This is a genomic window from Ramlibacter tataouinensis (genome assembly GCF_027941915.1).
GTDB classification, from domain to species: Bacteria; Pseudomonadota; Gammaproteobacteria; order Burkholderiales; family Burkholderiaceae_C; genus Ramlibacter; species Ramlibacter tataouinensis_C.
In genome coordinates, this window is sequence record NZ_CP116009.1 from 3,281,277 (window position 1) to 3,299,511 (window position 18,235).

The window sequence follows — 18,235 nt, forward strand, 5'->3', positions numbered from 1 at the left end:
GAGGGGGTACACATGAAGAACAGTTCCATGGCCCGCCAGGCCGGCATCTCGTTCATCGGCCTGGTCGTCGTCATCGCCGTGCTGGCCGGGGCCGGCGTGCTGGTGGCACAGGCGGTGCCGACCATGATCGAGTTCCAGGCGGTGGTCAAGGCGATCGAGAAATCCAAGGACGCCGGCAGCCCGGCCGAGGTGCGCGTGGCGTTCGAGAAGGCCGCGCAGATCGACGACATCAAGTCGGTGGGCCCCAAGGACCTGGAGATCACCCGCGCCAACGACCGCAATGTGGTGAAGGTCGCCTACAACAAGGAAATCCACATGTTCGGCCCCGCGTACCTGATGCTCAAGTACGCGCACACGACCAAGTAGGAACGGCGTGGATGGTGATGCAGCCGGCTTCGGTGCCCTGCAGTCGCGGCTGCAGCACCGGTTCGCGCAGCCGCGGCTGCTGCAGCGGGCGCTGACGCACCGCAGCTTCTCTTCCGAGCACAACGAGCGGCTCGAATTCCTCGGCGACGCGGTCCTCGGTCTGGCGGTCTCGTCGATGCTGTTCGAGCAGCTCGGCAGCCTGGCCGAGGGTGACCTCTCCCGCGTGCGCGCCAACCTCGTCAAGCAGGACACGCTGCACCAGCTCGCGGTCGAGCTGGGCCTGCCGGACCTGCTGCGCCTGGGCGAGGGCGAAGCCCGCTCGGGCGGGCACCGCCGGCCGTCGATCCTCGCCGATGCGCTGGAGGCGGTGATCGGCGCCGTCCACCTGGATGCCGGCTACGCCGTCGCCGAAACCGTGGTGCAGCGGCTGTTCCGCGACGTGAAGATCACCCCCGGCATGCAGGCCGCGGCCAAGGACCCCAAGACCGAGTTGCAGGAGTGGCTGCAGGCCCGCAAGATGAAGCTACCGGTGTACCGTGTGGCCGGCGTGCTAGGCGCCGCCCACAAGCAGACCTTCGACATCGAGTGCGACGTTCCGGAGCTGGGCGTGAGCGAGCGCGGCATCGGCAGCTCGCGCCGTGCCGGCGAGCAGGCGGCGGCGGCGGCCATGCTGCTGGCGCTCAAGGCCAGAATGAAATGAACCCTAATTCCGACCCTCAAGAGCCGGCACCGGCGCCGGACGCCGCGGGCCAGCGCTGCGGCCTGGTCGCCATCGTCGGCAAGCCCAACGTGGGCAAGTCCACCCTGCTCAATGCGCTGGTGGGGCAGAAGATCAGCATCACCTCGCGCAAGGCCCAGACCACGCGCCACCGCATCACCGGCATCCGCACGCGCGGCGACAGCCAGTTCGTCTTCGTCGATACCCCCGGCTTCCAGACCCGGCACGCCACGGCGCTCAACCGCTCGCTGAACAAGACCGTGCTGGGGGCGATTGGCGACGTCGACCTCGTGCTGTTCGTGGTCGAGGCCGGGCGCTTCACCCTGGCCGATGCCAAGGTGCTGTCGCTGCTCAAGCCCGGGGTGCCGGCCGTGCTGGTGGCCAACAAGCTCGATACGGTGCACCGGCGCGGCGAGCTGGCGCCCTGGCTGCGCGACATGCAAGAGCGCCATCCGTTCGCCGAGTTCGTCCCGATGTCGGCCAAGAACCCGAAGGACATCGAGCGTCTGTTCACCATCTGCGGCAAGTACCTGCCGCAGCAGCCCTGGTGGCATGCCGAGGACGAGCTCACCGACCGCAGCGAGCGCTTCCTGGCCGGCGAGACCGTGCGCGAGAAGTTGTTCCGGCTGACCGGCGACGAACTGCCCTACACCTCCACCGTGGTGGTCGAGAAGTTCGAGGAGGAGCCCAGCCCGCAGCATGGCCGCTTCGTGCGCATCGCCGCCACCATCGTCGTCGAGCGCGACAGCCACAAGGCCATGGTGATCGGCGACAAGGGCGAGCGGCTCAAGCGCATCGGCACGGAGACGCGGCAGGAGCTGGAGAAGCTGCTGGGCGCCAAGGTCTTCATCGAGCTGTGGGTGAAGGTGCGCACCGGCTGGGCCGACGACGAGGCACGGGTGCGCAGCTTTGGCTACGAGTAGCCACCGCATCTCGGACGAACCCGCCTTCGTCCTGCACCGCTACGACTGGAGCGAGTCCAGCCTGATCCTGGAGGTGTTCACGCGCCGGCTCGGCCGGCTGGCGCTGGTCGCCAAGGGCGCCAAGCGGCCCAGTTCCAGCTTCCGCCCGGTGCTGCTGCCGCTGCAGCCGCTGCGGCTGGCGTTCGGCGGCGACGCCGAGATCCGCACCCTCCGGTCGGCCGAATGGGTGGGCGGGCAAGTGATGCCCACCGGCGATGCCCTGCTGTCCGGCTATTACCTCAACGAACTGCTGCTGCGCCTGCTGGCCCGCGATGACCCGCATCCCCGGCTGTTCGATGCCTATGCCGCGGCGGTGCGGGTGCTGGCCTCCGGGCACGCCGAGGCACTGGAGCCGGCCCTGCGCGCGTTCGAACTGCTGCTGCTGCGCGAGGCCGGACTGCTGCCGGCCCTGCGCCTGCAGACGCTGACGCTGGAGCCGCTGCAGCCGCAGGCGCGTTATGGCTTGCAGCCCGAGGGCGGGCTGGTGGCGGCGCCCGAAGGCGAGCGCGCCAGCCTGGCCGGCGAGCAGTGGCAGGCGCTGCAGGCGGCGCTGGACGACCCGGCGCCGTTCACCGCCACGCTGCAGGCGGCCGCGGACCTGCCCGGACTCAAGCCTCAGTTGCGCCAGTTGCTGCACTACCATTGCGGCGTCGCCACGCTGCGCACGCGCCAGCTGCTGATCGACCTCCAATCGCTATGAATTCGAACCGCACGGCCCTGTCCGTCAACCTGAACAAGGTCGCGCTGGTGCGCAACACCCGCCACCTGGGCATTCCCAGCGTCACCCGGGCCGCCTCGATCTGCCTGCAGGCCGGCGCGCACGGCATCACCGTGCACCCGCGCCCGGACGGCCGCCACATCCGCGGCGAGGACGTCACCGGCCTGAGCGAGCTGGTCGGCCACCATGCCGGCGCCGAGTTCAACATCGAGGGCAACCCGTTCCACAACCTGATGGAGCACGTGCGCCGGCTGCGCCCGCACCAGTGCACCTTCGTGCCCGACAGCGAGGGCCAGTTCACCAGCGACCACGGCTGGGACTTTCCGGCCGATGCGCAGCGGCTGCGGCCGCTGGTGCAGGAGGCGCGCGCGCTCGGGGTGCGCGTCAGCCTGTTCATGGATCCGCAGCCGCAGATGATGGCGGCGGCGCGCGCGGTCGGCGCCGACCGGGTCGAGCTCTACACCGAGAGCTACGCGCGGGCCTGGGGCACGGTGCGCCAGGACGACGTGCTGCGCGGCTTCGCCGAGGCGGCCCGCGCCGCGCACGAGGCCGGGCTGGGCGTCAATGCCGGCCACGACCTCAACCGCGAGAACCTCACCGACTTCCTGCGCGCCGTGCCCGGCGTGCAGGAGGTCTCGATCGGCCATGCCCTGATCGCCGATGCGCTGGAGCTGGGCTACGCGGCGACGGTGCGCGAATACCTGGCGTGCATCGAGCGGGCGTTTTCCTGAACGCCATGCCGCGCCCGACCTGCGGGGGTGCCGCGTGATCTACGGCATCGGCACCGACATCTGCGACGTGCGTCGCATCCGCGCTTCGCTCGAGCGCCACGGCGAGCGTTTCGCCCGCCGCATCCTGGCCGACGGCGAGCTGCAGGCCTTCCACGCGCGCAGCGCGCGCTGGCCCGAGCGCGGCGTGCGCTACCTCGCTACCCGCTTCTCGGCCAAGGAGGCGTTCAGCAAGGCCGTGGGGCTGGGCATGCGCATGCCCATGACCTGGCGCCACTGCGAGGTCGCCAAGCTGCCCAGCGGCCAGCCGGTGCTGGTGCTGCACGGGGCCCTCAAGCAGTGGTTCGACGCGCGTGGCCTGAAGGCGCACCTGAGCGTGACCGACGAGAGCGACTACGCCGCCAGCTTCGTGGTCGTGGAACAGCAAGCACAAGCATCAACCGCATGAACGAGCACGCCCCCGTCATCCTGGACATCGCCGGCACCGAACTCACGCCCACCGACCGCCGCCGCCTCGAACACCCGCTCACCGGCGGCCTGATCCTGTTCACCCGCAACTGGCAGGACCACCAGCAGCTCACCCAGCTCTGTGCCGATATCAAGGCGGTGCGCCCCGACGCCCTGATCTGCGTCGACCACGAGGGCGGGCGGGTGCAGCGCTTCCGCCACGGCGGCTTCACCCACCTGCCGCCGATGCGCGCCTTGGGCGAGCTGTGGATGCGCGACGCGCTGGCCGCCACCAATGCCGCCACGGCGGCGGGTTACGTGCTGGGGGCAGAACTGCGCGCCTGCGGCGTCGACTTCAGCTTCACGCCGGTGCTCGACCTCGACTGGGGTGGCAGTGCGGTCATCGGCGACCGCGCCTTCCACGGCGATGCCCGCGTGGTCGCGATGCTGGCCCAGAGCCTGATGCTGGGCCTGCTGCAGGCCGGCATGGCCAACTGCGGCAAGCACTTTCCCGGCCACGGCTTCGTCAAGGCCGATTCGCACACCGAGGTGCCGGTCGACCGGCGCAGCCTCAAGGCCATCCTGGCCGACGACGCCGCGCCGTATGGCTGGCTGAGCATGGCCCTGACCAGCCTGATGCCGGCCCACGTGATCTACCCGAAGGTGGACAGCCGGCCGGCCGGCTTCTCGCGCCGCTGGCTGCAGGAAATCCTGCGCGAGCGGCTCGGCTTCGCCGGCGCGGTCTTCAGCGACGACCTGAGCATGGAAGGGGCGCGCCGCATCGATGGCCGGCTGGTCAGCTACACCGAAGCGGCCGTGGCGGCGCTCGAAGCCGGCTGCGACCTGGTGCTGCTGTGCAACCAGTCGCTGGGCGACGGGCGGGCGGTGGACGAACTGCTGGACGGCCTGGGCCAGGCGCAGGCCCAAGGGCAGTGGCGATCCGAGGCGGCCAGTGAACAGCGCCGCCTGGCCCTACTGCCGGTCGGCCAGCCGCCGGGGTGGGACGAGCTGATGGTGCAGCCGCGCTACATGCAGGCGCTGCGCCTGCTGCCCTGACAACACCCGCCGTTTTCAGCGCTCCAGCGAGATCACGTCGATCGTCGGCGGTACGCCGAACCGCACCGGCAGCCCGACCAGCGCGGCCGCGGCGGGCGCGCCGTGCAGCGCGGTTTCGCGCACGCGCAGCAGCTCCGGCTCGACCAGCCGCGCCCAGCTGCCGGCTCCCAGCCCCAGGGCCAGCACCAGGCACAGCAAGCGGGCGCTCCAGGCGGTGCAGGAAAGGCCCAGGGCCGCCACCGAGGCCAGCGCCAGGGCCGCCGACAGCCAGAACAGCCACAGGTGCAGGAAATGCTGGGTCTCGCGGCCGGGTGTCACCCAGCGGTCCTGCCAGTCCCAGGCGGCCAGGCCCAGGCTGACCACGGTCCAGGCCAGCAGGGCCGCCGCCAGCCAGCGTGCCAGGCGCCGCGCGCAGGCGGGGCCGCCCGACCGCGGCAACTACGCGCCTTCGCGCCGCAGCGCCGGGAACAGGATCACGTCGCGGATGCTGGGGCTGTCGGTCAGCAGCATCATCAGGCGGTCGATGCCGATGCCGCAGCCGCCGGCGGGCGGCATGCCGTATTCCAGCGCGCGCACGAAGTCATGGTCGAAGAACATGGCCTCGTCGTCGCCGGCGTCCTTGGCATCGACCTGGGCGGCGAAGCGCGCGGCCTGGTCCTCGGCGTCGTTCAGCTCGGAGAAGCCGTTGGCCATTTCGCGGCCGGTGATGTACAGCTCGAAGCGCTCGGTGACCTCGGGCCGCTCGTCGTTGGCGCGCGCCAGGGGCGAGATCTCGGTCGGGTGTTCCATGATGAAGGTCGGCTGCCAGAGCTTGTCTTCCACCGCTTCCTCGAAGTACAGCACCTGCAGGCTGGCCAGCGAGCGGCCGGACAGGCGGTCCTTCTCCTCCGACAGGCCCAGCTTCTTCAGCGCCGCGATCAGCCACGCCCGGTCGTCCGCACCGGCGCCGGCTTCGGTGTGCCTGTCGATGGCCTCGCGGATGGTCAGGCGCTCGAACGGCGCGGCCAGGTCCACCGGGCGGCCGGCATAGGCCAGCTGCAGCGTGCCGACCGACTTCTGCGCCGCGTCGCGCACCAGCGCCTCGGTGAAGTCCATCAGGTCGCGGTAGTTCCAGTAGGCCGCGTAGAACTCCATCATCGTGAACTCGGGGTTGTGGCGCACCGAGATGCCTTCGTTGCGGAAGTTGCGGTTGATCTCGAACACCCTCTCGAAGCCGCCGACGACCAGTCGCTTGAGGAACAGCTCGGGCGCGATGCGCAGGAACATCTGCTGGTCCAGCGCGTTGTGGTGCGTCACGAACGGCCGCGCGTTGGCGCCGCCGGGAATCGGGTGGAGCATGGGCGTTTCCACCTCCAGGAAGCCGTGCTGCACCATGAAATCGCGGATGCCCGAGATCGCCTTGCTGCGCGCGACGAAGCGCTGGCGGGCCTGCTCGTCGGTCATCAGGTCCACGTAGCGCTGGCGGTACTTGACCTCCTGGTCGGCGATGCCGTGGAACTTGTCCGGCATCGGCCGCAGGCTCTTGGTCAACAGGCGGACCGAGGTGGCGTGCAGCGAGAGCTCGCCGGTGCGCGTCTTGAACACCTTGCCCTCGGCGCCCAGGATGTCGCCCAAATCCCAGTGCTTGAAGGCGGCGTAGGCCTCCTCGCCGACCGCGTCGCGCGTGACATAGACCTGGATTCGGCCGCTGGCGTCCTGCAACGTCGCGAAGCTGGCCTTGCCCATGACCCGCTTGAGCATCATGCGCCCGGCCACCCGGGCGACGCTGCCTTCGGCCTCTAGCTGCTCGGCCGGCTTGTCGCCGTGCGCCGCGTGCAGGGCGGCCGCGTGGTCGGACGGCTTGAAGTCGTTGGGGAAGGCGACGCCCCCGCCGGCACGCTGCGCCTCGCGCAGGGCCTTGAGTTTCTCGCGCCGCTCGGCGATCAGCTGGTTGTCGTCGAGAGGGGGCGCTGCGGGGGTTTGGGATTCGGACATGGGGGATTCGGGGTTGGCGGCTGCCGCTGGGGGCAAACCGCTGATTTTAGTTTTGCCGGGCTGCCGCCATGGCTGCGCTACGGATAATCCGCAGCCATGTTCCTCCGCGCCGGCGCCCTGTCCCTGGCTTTGCTGCTGGCCAGCCGGCTGCTGGGGGTGGTGCGCGAGTCGGCGCTGGCGGCGGCCTTCGGCAGCAGCGGGCTGGCCGACCTGGCCGTGCTGGCGCTGACGCTGCCGGACTGGATCGCCTCGGTGCTGGCCAGCGGCGCGCTGGCCTACGTGCTGCTGCCGGCCTGGGCCGGGCAGGCGCCGGGCCACGTGGCCGCCCTGCAGCGGCGCGTGGCGATCGGGCTGCTGGCCGGCGCCCTGGCCCTGACGCTGGCCCTGGGCCTGCTGCGGCATCCGCTGGCCGCATGGCTGGCCGGTGGCGTGCCGGCGGCGCTGCAGCCGCTGGCCGCGCAGGCCCTGTGGTGGAGCGCGCTGGCGGTACCGGCGGCGCTGCTGTCGGCGCTGTGGGTCACGCGCCTGCAGCACGAGCGCGATTTCGCCGGCATGTACGGGGCCAACCTGGTGGTGAACGCGGCACTGATCGGGGCCATTGCCGCCGCCGGCCTCAGCGGCTCGGCGGCGTCGGCCGTGACCGCCCTGGGGTTGGGCCTGCTGGCCGCCATGGGGCTGCGGCTGCTCTGGCTGCGCTGGCGGCATCCGGCCGCGGCGCCCGCCGCCCCGATGGCGACTCCGGCCGCACCGCTGTGGCTCTGGGCCATGCTGGCCGCCGGCCTGCCGCTGGCGCTGCCCTTCGCCGCCCGCTCGATCGCCTCGCAGGCGGGCGAAGGCGCGCTGGCCACCTTCAACTACGCCTGGAAGCTGGTGGAGTTGCCGCTGGTGCTGGCCATCCAGCTGGTGGCGTCGCTGGCCTTTCCGTCCATCGCCCAGGCGTTCGCTGACGGCCGCTTGCGGGATGCGGCCCCCTTGCGCCAGGGCTTTGCGCTGGCGTGGACGCTGGCGTGCGCCGCCGTGGCCGCCCTGGTGATCGGCGGGCCGGCTCTGGCCCAGCTGCTGTTCGGCTGGGGCCGGATGCAGCCGCAGGCGCTGGCCCAGGTGGCGCACTGGGGCGTGTCCGGCAGCTGGGGCTTGCTGCCGCAGGCCCTGGCGGCGGTGGCGCTGACGGCGCTGGCGGCGCAGCGGCGCATGCGGCCGGCCGTCGCCGCCTACGCCGCGGCCTTGCTGCTGTTGCTGGCAGCGGCCGCGATGGGGGTGGCCGACGGCTTCGTGCTGATGCAGGTGCTCAATGCCGGCCATGCGCTGGTGGCGCTCGCCTGCCTGCTGGCGATCGGGCCGCAGGCGCGGCGCGCGTTGCCCTGGGCGCTATTCGCCCGCTCGGGTGCGATGCTGCTGGCGGTGCTGCTGCTCGATCGCTGGCTGGGTTTCGGTGGCGCGGCGGCGGCGCTGCAGCTGCTGGCCGCGGCGCTGGCCGCCTTGGCGATCGTGCTGCTCACCCTTTGGCGCAGCGCCGAGCTGAGGCAGGCGCTGCGCCGATAATTCCGGCTCGCCATGCTCGACCTGATCCAGATCACCAACGACCCGGCCATGGCGCGGCGCTGCGATGCGCTGGAGGGCATGCGGCTGTTCGTCGACCTCGAGCGGCTGGGCAAGGCCGAGCGCCAGGCCGGCCGCGACACCTTCATCAGCCGGCACACCCTGGATGACGTCGCGCGCATGCGCGAGGCCGTCCGGCGCAGCCGGCTGATGGTGCGCGTCAACCCGTTGCACGCCGGCTCGGCGCAGGAAATTGAAGCGGTGCTGGCGCAGCGGCCGGACCTGCTGATGCTGCCCATGTTCGAAGGGGCTGGCGCGCTGCAGGACTTCGCGGCGCTGGTCGCCGGCCGCGTGCCCATCGTCGCCTTGCTGGAGACGCGCGGCGCGCTGGACACCCTGCCGCAGTGGATCGCCACGCCGGGATTGCACGAGATCTACGTGGGCCTGAACGACCTGCACATGTCGCTCGGGCTGCGCTTCATGTTCGAGCCGCTCGCACTGGGGCTGGTCGACCGGGTCGCCGCGGCCGCACGGGTGCAGGGCCTGCGTTTCGGCTTCGGCGGCATCGCCCGCCTGGGCGAAGGCCTGCTGCCGGGGCGCGACGTGCTGGCCGAGCACCTGCGGCTGGGGTCGCAGGCGATGATCCTCTCGCGCACCTTCCACCGCGATGGCGACGGCGTGTCGTTCGAGCAGGCGGTGGCGGCGCTGCGCGAGGCCGAGTCGCAACTGGCCCATCGCACGGCCGAGGCGGTGCAGGCGGATGCGCTCCGGATCGCCGCACAGGTGCGCCAGCTCGCCGCATCCTTGCCGCCGAAGCCATGAAGCGGGCGCTGGACATCGTGCTGTCGCTGCTAGCGCTGGCGCTGCTGTGGCCGGTGCTGCTGCTGGCGGCGCTGGCGGTGGCGCTGGACAGCGGCCGGCCGGTGCTGTTCCGCCAGCAGCGCGTCGGCCTGCAGGGGCGGCTGTTCACGATGCTGAAGTTCCGCAGCATGGTGCCGGACGCGCCGGCGCGCGGCCCGGCATTCACGCTCAGCGGCGACCCGCGCATCACGCGCGTGGGCCGCTTCCTGCGCCGCACCAGCATCGACGAACTGCCGCAACTGCTCAACGTGCTGCGCGGCGACATGAGCCTGGTCGGCCCGCGTCCGGACCTGCCCTCGCAGGCGCAGGATTACCGCCCGGAGGATTGGGCGCTGCGCTGCCGGGTGCGCCCCGGCATCACCGGCCTGGCGCAGGCCACGCTGCGCTCGCAGGCGACCCCGGCGCAGCGGCTGGCGGCCGACCTGGCCTATGCGCGCGCGCCTTCGCTGGCGGCGGACCTGCGCATCGTGCTGATGACGCTGCGCCGGCTGGGCGGCGCGGGAGCCAACTGATGTGCGGCATCTTCGGCCACTGGAGCCGTGACCGTCGCGACCTGCCGCCGGCGCAGGTCGCCGCCATGGCGCAGTCGCTGCGCCATCGCGGGCCGGACGACGAGGGCGTGTGGCAGCCGGCCGGACGTGGCGTGGCGCTGGGCAACCGGCGCCTGTCCATCATCGACCTGGCCGGCGGCCACCAGCCCTTCGTGTCGGACGACGGCCGCATCGCGCTGGTGCAGAACGGCGAGATCTTCAACTACGTGGAGCTGGCGGCGCAGCTGCGCGAGCAGGGCGTCGCGCTGCGCACGGCATCCGACACCGAGGTGCTGCTGCGCCTGTACGAGCGCGAGGGCATCGCTTTCCTGCGGCGCCTGAACGGCATGTTCGCGATCGCCATCGACGACGCGCGCGAGGATGCGGTCTACCTGGCGCGCGACCGCATCGGCGTCAAGCCGCTGTACTGGTGCGACGACGGGCGCGAGGTGCTGTTCGCCTCGGAGCCCAAGGCCCTGCTGCCGGTGCTGCGCGCGCGCGGGGCTGCGCCGCAGCTGGACCTGGAGGCGCTGCACCATTACCTGAGCTTCAACTACGTGCCGCCACCCTGGACCATCTGGCAGGGCCTGCGGCACGTGCTGCCCGGCACCTGGATGCGCCTGACCCGCAGTGGGGTGCAGACGCAGCGCTGGTGGAGCCTGGCCGACCAGCGCGAGCAGGACTACGCCTTCGAGCCCTGGGCCGAGGAGTTCCTGGCGCTGCTGGACGATGCGACGCGCATCCGCCTGCGGGCCGACGTGCCCTGGGGCGCCTTCCTGTCGGGCGGGGTGGACTCCAGCACCATCGTCGGCCTGATGGCGCGCCATGTGGCCCGGCCGGTGCGGACCTTCTGCATCGGCTTTGCCGACCCGCGCTTCGACGAATCCGGCTACGCCGCCGACGCGGCGCGCCGCTTCGGCTGCGATCACACCAGCGAGGTGGCCGAGCTGAACATGCTGGATCGCTGGCCGCTGGTGCTGCACCACCTGGACCAGCCGCACGGCGACGCCTCCTTCATGCCCACGCTGCGGGTGAGCGAACTGGCGGCCCGCCACGTCAAGGTGGTGCTGACCGGCGATGGCGGCGACGAGCTCTTTGCCGGCTACGACAAGTACGCGGCCTTCTTCGGCGAGCCTGCCGCCGAGGCGCTGCCCACGGCCGACTTCCAGCGTGCCTACTTCGATTCGATTTCGCTGTTCGGGCCGCAGGCCAAGCTCGCGCTGTACCGTCCCGAGGTCGCGCGGGAGCTGCAGGGCATCGACAGCTTCGCGGCGGCCGCGCAGCCCTGGCTGGACGAGGCCGGGCACTTCGACCGCATCAACCAGGCGCTGTACCTCGACATGCAACTGCTGCTGTCCGGCAACAACCTGATCAAGCCGGATCGCATGGGCATGGCGGTGTCGATCGAAGCGCGCACGCCCTTCCTCGACTGGCAGCTGATGGAGTTCGCGTTCCGCTCGCGCGGCCGCACCAAGCTGTCGGCCCAGGGAGACAAGAAGCACTGGTACAAGCGGGCCGTCGTGCCGCTGATCGGCGAGGAGCTGGCGTACCGCAAGAAGCAGATGTTCACGGTGCCGGTGGGGGAGTGGTTCCGGGGCGAGCTGCACTCGTGGCTGACGAACTTGTTGCGCGACAGCGAGTTGCTGCAGCGACTGTTCCGGCCCGAGCAGATGGCTCGCCTGCTGGACGAGCACCGCAGCGGCGCGGGCAATCACACGCGCGAACTGCGAGCGCTGGCCGCTGTGGCGCTTTGGCACCGTGCGCACGCCGGATGACATGCGCGCACCTGACGCATTGCAGGCACCTGGAGGTTCATGAAGAAGGCTCTGCTGGTCGGCTACGGAGGTGGCCACATCACCATGATCGAACCCGTGGCCCGGCAGCTGGAAAGCCGCGGCGTGGGCTGCGTCGTCATGGCCCTCACCACCGGCTTCCTGAAAGCACGGCAGCTCGGGCTGCATCCCCTCGGATACCGGGATTTCGCGCATCTCGTCGACGCGCCCGAGCAAGTGCTCGACTGGGGGCGAAAACTCGCCGGCGAGAACACCCATCCCAACGTGTCCCTCGAGGAGAGTCAGTGGTACCTGGGCGTGAACTACGCGCAGTGGGTGCGCGATCTCGGGGAGGAAGCGGCAGCCCGACAGTACCGCAAGCTCGGCCGGCGCGGTTTCCATCCCCTTGACTTCATGACGGCAGTCGTTCGCGAGGTGCGCCCCGACGTGGTGGTAACCACAAACTCGCCGCGCACTGAGGCAGCAGCGGTCGAGGCCGCGCGCCGACTGGGCATTCCCACGCTATCCATGACCGATCTGCCACTGGACGCGTCGGATCCGTACTGCCGGCGCGCAGTTCACGCTGACCGCATTACCGTTCTGTCCGATCGCGTCAAGCAAGCCCTGACGACTGCGGGTATACCAGCGCATCGCCTCGCTGTTACCGGCAACCCTGCCTTCGATACGCTGTGTTCGCCTGACATTCGGCGGCAAGCAGACGAGCTGCGGGCTCGTCTGGGTTGGGCAAGCAAAAGGGTGATCTTGTTCGCTGGCCATGCCGAGGAAAGTCGGGCTGCGCCGCCCGTATGGCAAGCGCAGGGCTTCGGTTCTGTACTCCAGCGATGGTTGGCCCAATGGGTGTATGACCACCCGGGTGAGGCCGCCATGGTGCGGTATCACCCGAGCGAATCGCACCTGTACCCTGCGATGCCGGCAAGCGAGCGGCTGTACCGGAGCGAACCGTCCCATGAGGCCTTGCACCCTGTGTTGCTTGCCTCCGATATCGTGCTCGTACAAACCAGCACCGTGGGGCTGGAGGCTGCATTGGCCGGGCGGCGGGTGCTCTGTCTGAAGTTCGCGCCATCCGTAAGGGAGGCTTCGTACAACTTCGCGGACATGGGATTGGCCGAGGGGATAACCTCGATGCAGGACCTCGGCCGGGCACTATCCGAGAGCGGTTCGGGCTTCAGAGTGAATTCGGCCGATTTCCACGTCGGTGCGGCGGCAGCGAAGGTGACGGACGAGATCCTGGCGCTGCTCGCTCCCTAGGACGATTCGCGGGCTTGCAAGGCGCCTGCCTGCGTCCTGGTCTGCCGCCCCGCGTTCGATGGTGATCCTTACCCGACCAAGTCCCAGCTCAGCGGTGTGCCTTTGCGTGCATCGCGCGTCGCCTTGCGGCCAAGCACCAGATGCCAGTATTTCGGAGCAAGGCCCGCACCCGGCCGGATGATGCGCAGGTTTTCGGGCGAGAACGTCTCGCCTGCACGCACGTCGCGGGCGATGTAGACAGAGCGGCGATAGGCCAGCGACGCGGATTCTTGCTCGACCGGGCCATAGCGGATGGTCCCGAGCGCTTGCCAAGCGCGGCCGGTCTCTTCGACAAGCGCGCGGAATTCGGACGGTTCTAGTGAGAAGGTGCTGTCGACGCCCCCATCCGCGCGCGCAAGCGTGAAGTGCTTTTCGATCACGGTGGCACCAAGCGCAACGGACGCGACAGCCACGCCCGTGCCCATGGTGTGGTCGCTCAAGCCCACTTCACAGTCGAACAGGTCACGCAGATGCCCGATGGTGCGGATATTGCTGTCCTCTGGGCTTGCCGGGTACGTGCTGGTGCACTTGAGCAGCACAAGGTCGCGGCATCCGCAATCCCGTGCGGCAGCCACTGCCTCAGCCAGTTCAGCCGTCGACGCCATGCCGGTCGAGATGATCAGGGGCTTGCCTGTCGCCGCCGCCTTGGCGATCAACGGCAAGTGGATGTTCTCGAACGAAGCGATCTTGTAGGCCGGGACATCGAGATCCTCAAGGAACTCAACGCCCGCTTCATCGAAGGGTGTGCTGAAGCACAGCATGCCGCGCTCGCGGGCCCGCTTCATGATTGGCGCATGCCAGTCCCAAGGCGTTTGCGCCTGCTGGTACAAGGCGTGCAGGCTGCTGCCGCGCCACGGCGAAGCCGGGTCGCTGATGAAGAACTCCCCCTCGTTCAGGTCGAGTGTCATCGCGTCGGCGGTGAACGTTTGCAGCTTGATGGCGTGGGCCCCGGCGCCGGCAGCGGCATCGACGATCGACAGGGCGCGTTCGAGCGACTGATTGTGGTTGCCGGACATCTCGGCAATCACGAATGGCCGCGCATGGCGTCCAACCTCAAGGTGACCGATCTTCATGAGGGACTCCGGATGTAGCGCAGCGTCTGCTCGGTGCCGAGATGGGCCAGAACATCGATGATGGAAAGGTGGCTGACGAACGTCGGGGCGCCAAGCTGCCGATACGTCATGGGCGTGAATTGCTGCACACGCAGGCGCTTCCCGTACCGGGCGGCGAAAGCGTCCTGCTCCAGGTAAGCCATAGAGCCTGCCGGCGAGAGGTAGTCGTCGGTGCCCAGATGCTCGCAAATAAGGCTGAGGTGTTCGGAACGCGAGCCGGGGCACCTGAAGGCGCTTGCGCGATGGAGGTTGGCGGTGAGCCCCAGTAGTGCGCAAACGGCCTCGATGATGCGGATGTTGAGGTCCGCGAGACGTTGCAACTGGCGGTCCGCGATGCATTGCAGGACGACACTGAGCGCCACCTCGCCATATGGCGCCTTGCAGTAGGCGGATGCCAGCACGCGCTCGTGATGTATGCGCCAGTCGCTGCTCTCGTCCACGACGATGTCGGAGATGCAAGTCTCGCGTGGCGCCTTGACCACCGGCACGGTCAAGAGGTACTCGCGACCGTGCACAAGGATACGGTTGCGAGACTGCCAGGATCGCCGCTCGAACTGGACATCGTCGAGGAAGACGAAGTCGTCAACTGAATCGATCAGGTTGAAATAGCCGGACCATGGCAGGTAGGTCGGCTGCATGATCGCGCAGCTCAATTTGAGGGTTGCCGGTAGGCGTGGATGCAGAACTCGAATGGAATGCTGCCGTCCTTGACGAGGTAGTCGTGTATCAGGTTGACGTAGGGAGTCAACTCGCGCTTTACGAATGCAAAGGCGTGTTCCGGGCTCTCGTAGAACAACCCCCGATCGCGGTAGTCGACGTAGGTGCTCATCATGTTGAATGCCAGCCCGCGGTCGCATCGCACGAACAAGTCCCGAACCGAATCCTGCCAGAACTGACGGTTGTCGGGCCTGGCATTGTTGTACACACCGCTGACCAGGACGTAGTCAAACCGCTCGCCGGCGAATTCTTCTAGGAGGCCAAACCGGTGCTGAGGGTGCTTGGCACGACCCGCCTGCAACAGCTCGGGGACAATATCCACGCCCGTGTAGTCGACGGGGAAGCCCGATTGAGCCAGATAGGTGGCCAGGTGGCCCGAGCCGCACCCGAAGTCCAGGACTCGGGCGCCGCGCAGTTCGCCAATGCGGGCGAGCTGGCGGAACCGGCGCTCTTGGCTGTCGCGGCTCGAATACTGTGCAGCGGCTGCGGTGTCGCCGTGCTGTTTCAGCAGTTGCCTATAGTGCTCACGGATGTGATCGTTTGGCGAGGTCATCGGGTCAGGCAGACGTGGAAGTCAGTGTGCTCGGGCCAAGCCAATCAGGGCGCTGGCGATCCGCTGTGCGCCCAGGGCATCGAAAATCGCCCGGCCAGCGGCCGCCATGGCAGTGCGCCGTTCGCAGTCTTCGGACAGCGCTTCCAAGCTCCGCATGAGCCGGCGTGTCAGATCCGGCCCTGGTGCTTCTACGTATGCGGCGCCGAGGCGAGCGAGCTCTGCCGATACAGGCGCCTGGGCTGCGGTGGCCGGAACCAGCACGGCCGGGACACCGAGGTAGGCCAATTCATAGCTGGTCATGCCCCCGGCTGAGACAGCCAAGTCGCATTGGGCCATGGCGCTGGCGAGGGCGTCGGGTTCGCTTACCCACTCGATGCTGCGGGCCTTGCTGATCCAGGTGCGGGCGGGTAGCGCCCGCGGGCGTTTGCCTGCGACTACAACGGCACAGCTGCCTAGCACCGACACGACTGCGTCGAGCGCAAAGTCGAGCATTCCGCCGAAGTTGGACCCACCAAGGACGACCAAGACTCGCTGCGGTTGTGGACGCGCGGCTTGCAGGGGACGGCGTACGGTCCGCATCAACGGGCGTATCGGGGCGTAGGCTGGCCCGAGCAGCAACTGCGCCCTTGCAGCTTCGCGGTACAGCGCAGGGCTCGCGTAGTGCAGGTTGCCATTGGCGATCAGTCGTGCATGCCGGTGCGGCGCGTGGCCGAAGTCGTCCATTACCGCCACGTCGAGCCCGCATTCTGCATAGGTCGCTTCCTGCAGGTCTCCATATCCGTAACCATCAAGCACGATGGTTTGCGCGTTGATGGCTCTTGCATCCCGGACGGCATCGGTGCCGATGTCGAGCAGTCGATGCCGTCCGGCCAGCAAGGCCGCAGCTTGCCGTGCGTCGCCGTCAACCTGAAAACAGGTGGTGACGCCTAGCTCAAGAGCTTCGTCGGCAATTGCCACACAGCGCATGAGGTGACCCCATCCGTGCTGGCTACCGCATTCGACGCGCACCAGGATCATCCGTTCCGTTCCCGCGCAGCCAGCAACTGGAGGAGCAGCTCGGCACGGTCCCAGTCCTCCTGCTCATCGATGTCCTGCACCCTCCAGCCGGGAAGGATGATGGGAACCGCGCCTACATAGGGATTGTCACCGGCCAACCAAGCGCGGGTGGTACCCCAATAGAACTGGCCCGCGTCGTGGTAGGCGGGTTCCAGATCCTGCGAACGGGTCGCATAGGCTTCCTCGTCGATCATGGACAGGCGGCCATCCGGCTTGATGCGCAGGGCGCGCTCCACAGGAAAGCTGAAACGCACCACGGCAATCGCGAAGTCCGCATCGCCATTCGCGATTGCATCGTGACCTCGGCGCAGGTCGTCCGGCTTCAGCAGGGGCGCAGTTGCCTGGATGCAGCACACGAGTGAGGGTGGAGGTCCCGCGGCAGTGAGCCAGCGGATTGCATGCTGCAAGACCGGGACGATTGGTGTGTGGTCGTCAGCTAGCTCAGCGGGCCGAATGAAGGGAACTTCAGCGCCCAACCGGCGTGACTCCGACGCAATTTCCTCGTCGTCCGTCGACACGACTACGGCGTCAAACACACCGCTGTCGAGCGCTGCATTGATCGCATATCCGATCATCGGTTTGCCCGCGAACTCGCGGATGTTCTTGCGTGGAATGCGCTTGCTGCCGCCGCGCGCCGGGATCACGGCGAGCTTCATGCCGCCTCCAGGGCATTCCGCAGCGCGGCGATCACCTGGTCCTGCTGCGATTCGGACAGGGCCGGGAAGAGTGGCAGGCTGATGGCCTGCCGGTAGTAGCGCTCCGCAGCCGGGCAGTCGCCTGGCTTCGAGCCCTGGCGGCGCCAGAAGGGCTGAAGGTGGACCGGGATGTAATGCACGTTCACGCCGATCCCGGCGCTGCGCAATTGGGCGAACACCGCGCCACGGTCGGCCCCGGTGCGCGTCTCATCGATTTCGATGGCATAAAGGTGCCAGGACGAGCGGCGATCCGGCCGCCGGGCGGGCAGGCGCAGGGGCAGTGACTCGAATGCGCGGTCATAGCGGGCCGCAAGGCTTTCGCGTTGCACCTGCAGGACGTCCAGACGCGCCAGCTGGGACCGGCCGAGGGCGGCCTGCAGGTCGGTAAGCCGGTAGTTGTAGCCCAGGAACTGCTGCTCGTAGTACCAGGGGCCATCAGCCGGCTCCTCCATCTCGGCCGCGTCGCGAGTCATGCCGTGCGACCGCAGCAGCCGTAAGCGGCGTGCGAGCGCCGGGTCCTGGGTGCTCACGATGCCGCCTTCGGCCGTGGTGACGATCTTCACCGCATGGAAGCTGAAGACGCTCAAGTCGGCATATCGGCTGCCTACGGGCTGGCCCAGGTACTCGGCCCCGACGGCGTGGGAGGCATCTTGCAGGATGCGGAATCCGTACCGGTCAGCGAGCTCGCGCATCTCGCGCAGGTCCGCGGGCAAGCCGGCGAAGTCCACTGGTATCAGAACGTGCGGAAGGCTCCCCTCACGGCGGGCGCGCTCGAGCTTGGCGGCGAGGGCCGCCAAGCTCATGTTGCGAGTGGCGGGGTCAACGTCGACGAAATCGACCGAGGCGCCGCAGTAGCGAGCGCAGTTGGCCGAGGCCAGGAAAGTGTTCGGACTGGTCCAGACCCGTGATCCGGGACCGACGCCGAGCGCCAAGCAGCCGATGTGCAGGCCTGCCGTGGCGTTGGCTACGGCCACGGCATGGGCGACTCGGTGCCGCGTGGCGAATGCCTCTTCGAAGGCGGGAACCTCAGGGCCCTGAGTAAGGTACTCCGAGCGCAGCACCGCCACCACGGCGGCGATGTCGTCATCCGTGATCTGCTGGCAGCTGTAGGGGATGGCCACGG

Annotated in this window: 20 protein-coding genes; 12 read left to right on the forward strand and 8 right to left on the reverse strand. The window is 69.0% G+C overall.

The genetic code is table 11. The annotated features are described in order from the left end of the window. Window positions 1–12 precede the first annotated feature (12 nt). Genes PE066_RS15660 through nagZ form a run of 7 tightly spaced genes read left to right on the forward strand, consistent with a single transcriptional unit; the run spans window position 13 to window position 4,995 of the window. The gene (locus tag PE066_RS15660; RefSeq protein ID WP_271233453.1) at window positions 13–366 is read left to right on the forward strand and encodes a DUF4845 domain-containing protein; all 354 of its coding nucleotides are present in this window, start codon (window positions 13–15) and stop codon (window positions 364–366) included. A gap of 7 nt (window positions 367–373) precedes the next feature. Continuing rightward, window positions 374–1,066, forward strand: a complete 693-nt coding sequence (rnc, locus tag PE066_RS15665; RefSeq protein ID WP_271233454.1) for a ribonuclease III — start codon at window positions 374–376, stop codon at window positions 1,064–1,066. Continuing rightward, window positions 1,063–2,007, forward strand: coding sequence for a GTPase Era (gene era / locus PE066_RS15670; RefSeq protein WP_271233455.1), 945 nt, complete (start codon window positions 1,063–1,065; stop codon window positions 2,005–2,007). Before rnc ends, era begins: the two co-directional genes overlap by 4 nt. Beyond that, complete coding sequence (gene recO, locus PE066_RS15675; RefSeq protein ID WP_271233456.1) at window positions 1,994–2,746, forward strand: DNA repair protein RecO; 753 nt, start codon at window positions 1,994–1,996, stop codon at window positions 2,744–2,746. The genes era and recO overlap by 14 nt, the downstream gene beginning before the upstream one ends. Then, the gene (locus tag PE066_RS15680) at window positions 2,743–3,495 is read left to right on the forward strand and encodes a pyridoxine 5'-phosphate synthase (RefSeq protein ID WP_271233457.1); all 753 of its coding nucleotides are present in this window, start codon (window positions 2,743–2,745) and stop codon (window positions 3,493–3,495) included. The genes recO and PE066_RS15680 overlap by 4 nt, the downstream gene beginning before the upstream one ends. Before the next feature lie 34 nt (window positions 3,496–3,529). Next, window positions 3,530–3,940: a holo-ACP synthase gene (acpS, locus tag PE066_RS15685; RefSeq protein ID WP_271233458.1), complete on the forward strand. Its 411-nt coding sequence runs from the start codon at window positions 3,530–3,532 to the stop codon at window positions 3,938–3,940. Continuing rightward, window positions 3,937–4,995, forward strand: coding sequence for a beta-N-acetylhexosaminidase (gene nagZ / locus PE066_RS15690; RefSeq protein ID WP_271233459.1), 1,059 nt, complete (start codon window positions 3,937–3,939; stop codon window positions 4,993–4,995). Before acpS ends, nagZ begins: the two co-directional genes overlap by 4 nt. A 15-nt stretch (window positions 4,996–5,010) precedes the next feature. On the opposite strand, the gene PE066_RS15695 is transcribed toward nagZ, so the two are convergent. Further along, a complete protein-coding gene (locus PE066_RS15695) occupies window positions 5,011–5,433 on the reverse strand; it encodes a hypothetical protein (RefSeq protein WP_271233460.1) in 423 nt (140 codons plus the stop codon). After that, complete coding sequence (gene lysS, locus PE066_RS15700; RefSeq protein WP_271233461.1) at window positions 5,434–6,969, reverse strand: lysine--tRNA ligase; 1,536 nt, start codon at window positions 6,967–6,969, stop codon at window positions 5,434–5,436. It lies immediately after the preceding gene. Between the two features lie 96 nt (window positions 6,970–7,065). Between lysS and PE066_RS15705 the strand changes: the two genes are divergently transcribed. Genes PE066_RS15705 through PE066_RS15725 form a run of 5 tightly spaced genes read left to right on the forward strand, consistent with a single transcriptional unit; the run spans window position 7,066 to window position 12,940 of the window. Continuing rightward, window positions 7,066–8,511, forward strand: coding sequence for a lipid II flippase MurJ (locus PE066_RS15705; protein ID WP_271233462.1), 1,446 nt, complete (start codon window positions 7,066–7,068; stop codon window positions 8,509–8,511). Between the two features lie 12 nt (window positions 8,512–8,523). Further along, a complete protein-coding gene (locus PE066_RS15710) occupies window positions 8,524–9,330 on the forward strand; it encodes an aldolase/citrate lyase family protein (protein ID WP_271233463.1) in 807 nt (268 codons plus the stop codon). Next, window positions 9,327–9,881 carry a sugar transferase gene (locus PE066_RS15715; RefSeq protein WP_271233464.1) on the forward strand — a complete coding sequence of 185 codons (555 nt, stop codon included), beginning with the start codon at window positions 9,327–9,329 and terminating at the stop codon, window positions 9,879–9,881. Before PE066_RS15710 ends, PE066_RS15715 begins: the two co-directional genes overlap by 4 nt. After that, window positions 9,881–11,674: an asparagine synthase (glutamine-hydrolyzing) gene (asnB, locus tag PE066_RS15720; RefSeq protein WP_271233465.1), complete on the forward strand. Its 1,794-nt coding sequence runs from the start codon at window positions 9,881–9,883 to the stop codon at window positions 11,672–11,674. The genes PE066_RS15715 and asnB overlap by 1 nt, the downstream gene beginning before the upstream one ends. A gap of 39 nt (window positions 11,675–11,713) precedes the next feature. Further along, window positions 11,714–12,940, forward strand: a complete 1,227-nt coding sequence (locus PE066_RS15725; protein ID WP_271233466.1) for a UDP-glycosyltransferase — start codon at window positions 11,714–11,716, stop codon at window positions 12,938–12,940. A gap of 68 nt (window positions 12,941–13,008) precedes the next feature. Here PE066_RS15725 and pseI read toward each other — a convergent pair whose 3' ends face one another. The 6 genes from pseI to pseC are packed head-to-tail and all read right to left on the reverse strand — an operon-like array spanning window position 13,009 to window position 18,233. Then, window positions 13,009–14,052 (reverse strand): pseudaminic acid synthase, encoded by a 1,044-nt coding sequence (pseI, locus tag PE066_RS15730; RefSeq protein ID WP_271233467.1) that lies wholly within the window; start codon window positions 14,050–14,052, stop codon window positions 13,009–13,011. Beyond that, window positions 14,049–14,729 carry a WbqC family protein gene (locus PE066_RS15735; RefSeq protein ID WP_271233468.1) on the reverse strand — a complete coding sequence of 227 codons (681 nt, stop codon included), beginning with the start codon at window positions 14,727–14,729 and terminating at the stop codon, window positions 14,049–14,051. Before PE066_RS15735 ends, pseI begins: the two co-directional genes overlap by 4 nt. Before the next feature lie 11 nt (window positions 14,730–14,740). Next, complete coding sequence (locus tag PE066_RS15740) at window positions 14,741–15,361, reverse strand: class I SAM-dependent methyltransferase (protein WP_271233469.1); 621 nt, start codon at window positions 15,359–15,361, stop codon at window positions 14,741–14,743. A 21-nt stretch (window positions 15,362–15,382) separates the two neighbouring features. Beyond that, window positions 15,383–16,378 (reverse strand): PseG/SpsG family protein, encoded by a 996-nt coding sequence (locus tag PE066_RS15745; RefSeq protein ID WP_271233470.1) that lies wholly within the window; start codon window positions 16,376–16,378, stop codon window positions 15,383–15,385. Further along, window positions 16,375–17,073 (reverse strand): pseudaminic acid cytidylyltransferase, encoded by a 699-nt coding sequence (gene pseF, locus PE066_RS15750; RefSeq protein WP_271233471.1) that lies wholly within the window; start codon window positions 17,071–17,073, stop codon window positions 16,375–16,377. Before pseF ends, PE066_RS15745 begins: the two co-directional genes overlap by 4 nt. Continuing rightward, window positions 17,070–18,233 (reverse strand): UDP-4-amino-4,6-dideoxy-N-acetyl-beta-L-altrosamine transaminase, encoded by a 1,164-nt coding sequence (pseC, locus tag PE066_RS15755; protein ID WP_271233472.1) that lies wholly within the window; start codon window positions 18,231–18,233, stop codon window positions 17,070–17,072. Before pseC ends, pseF begins: the two co-directional genes overlap by 4 nt. Window positions 18,234–18,235: the final 2 nt, after the last annotated feature.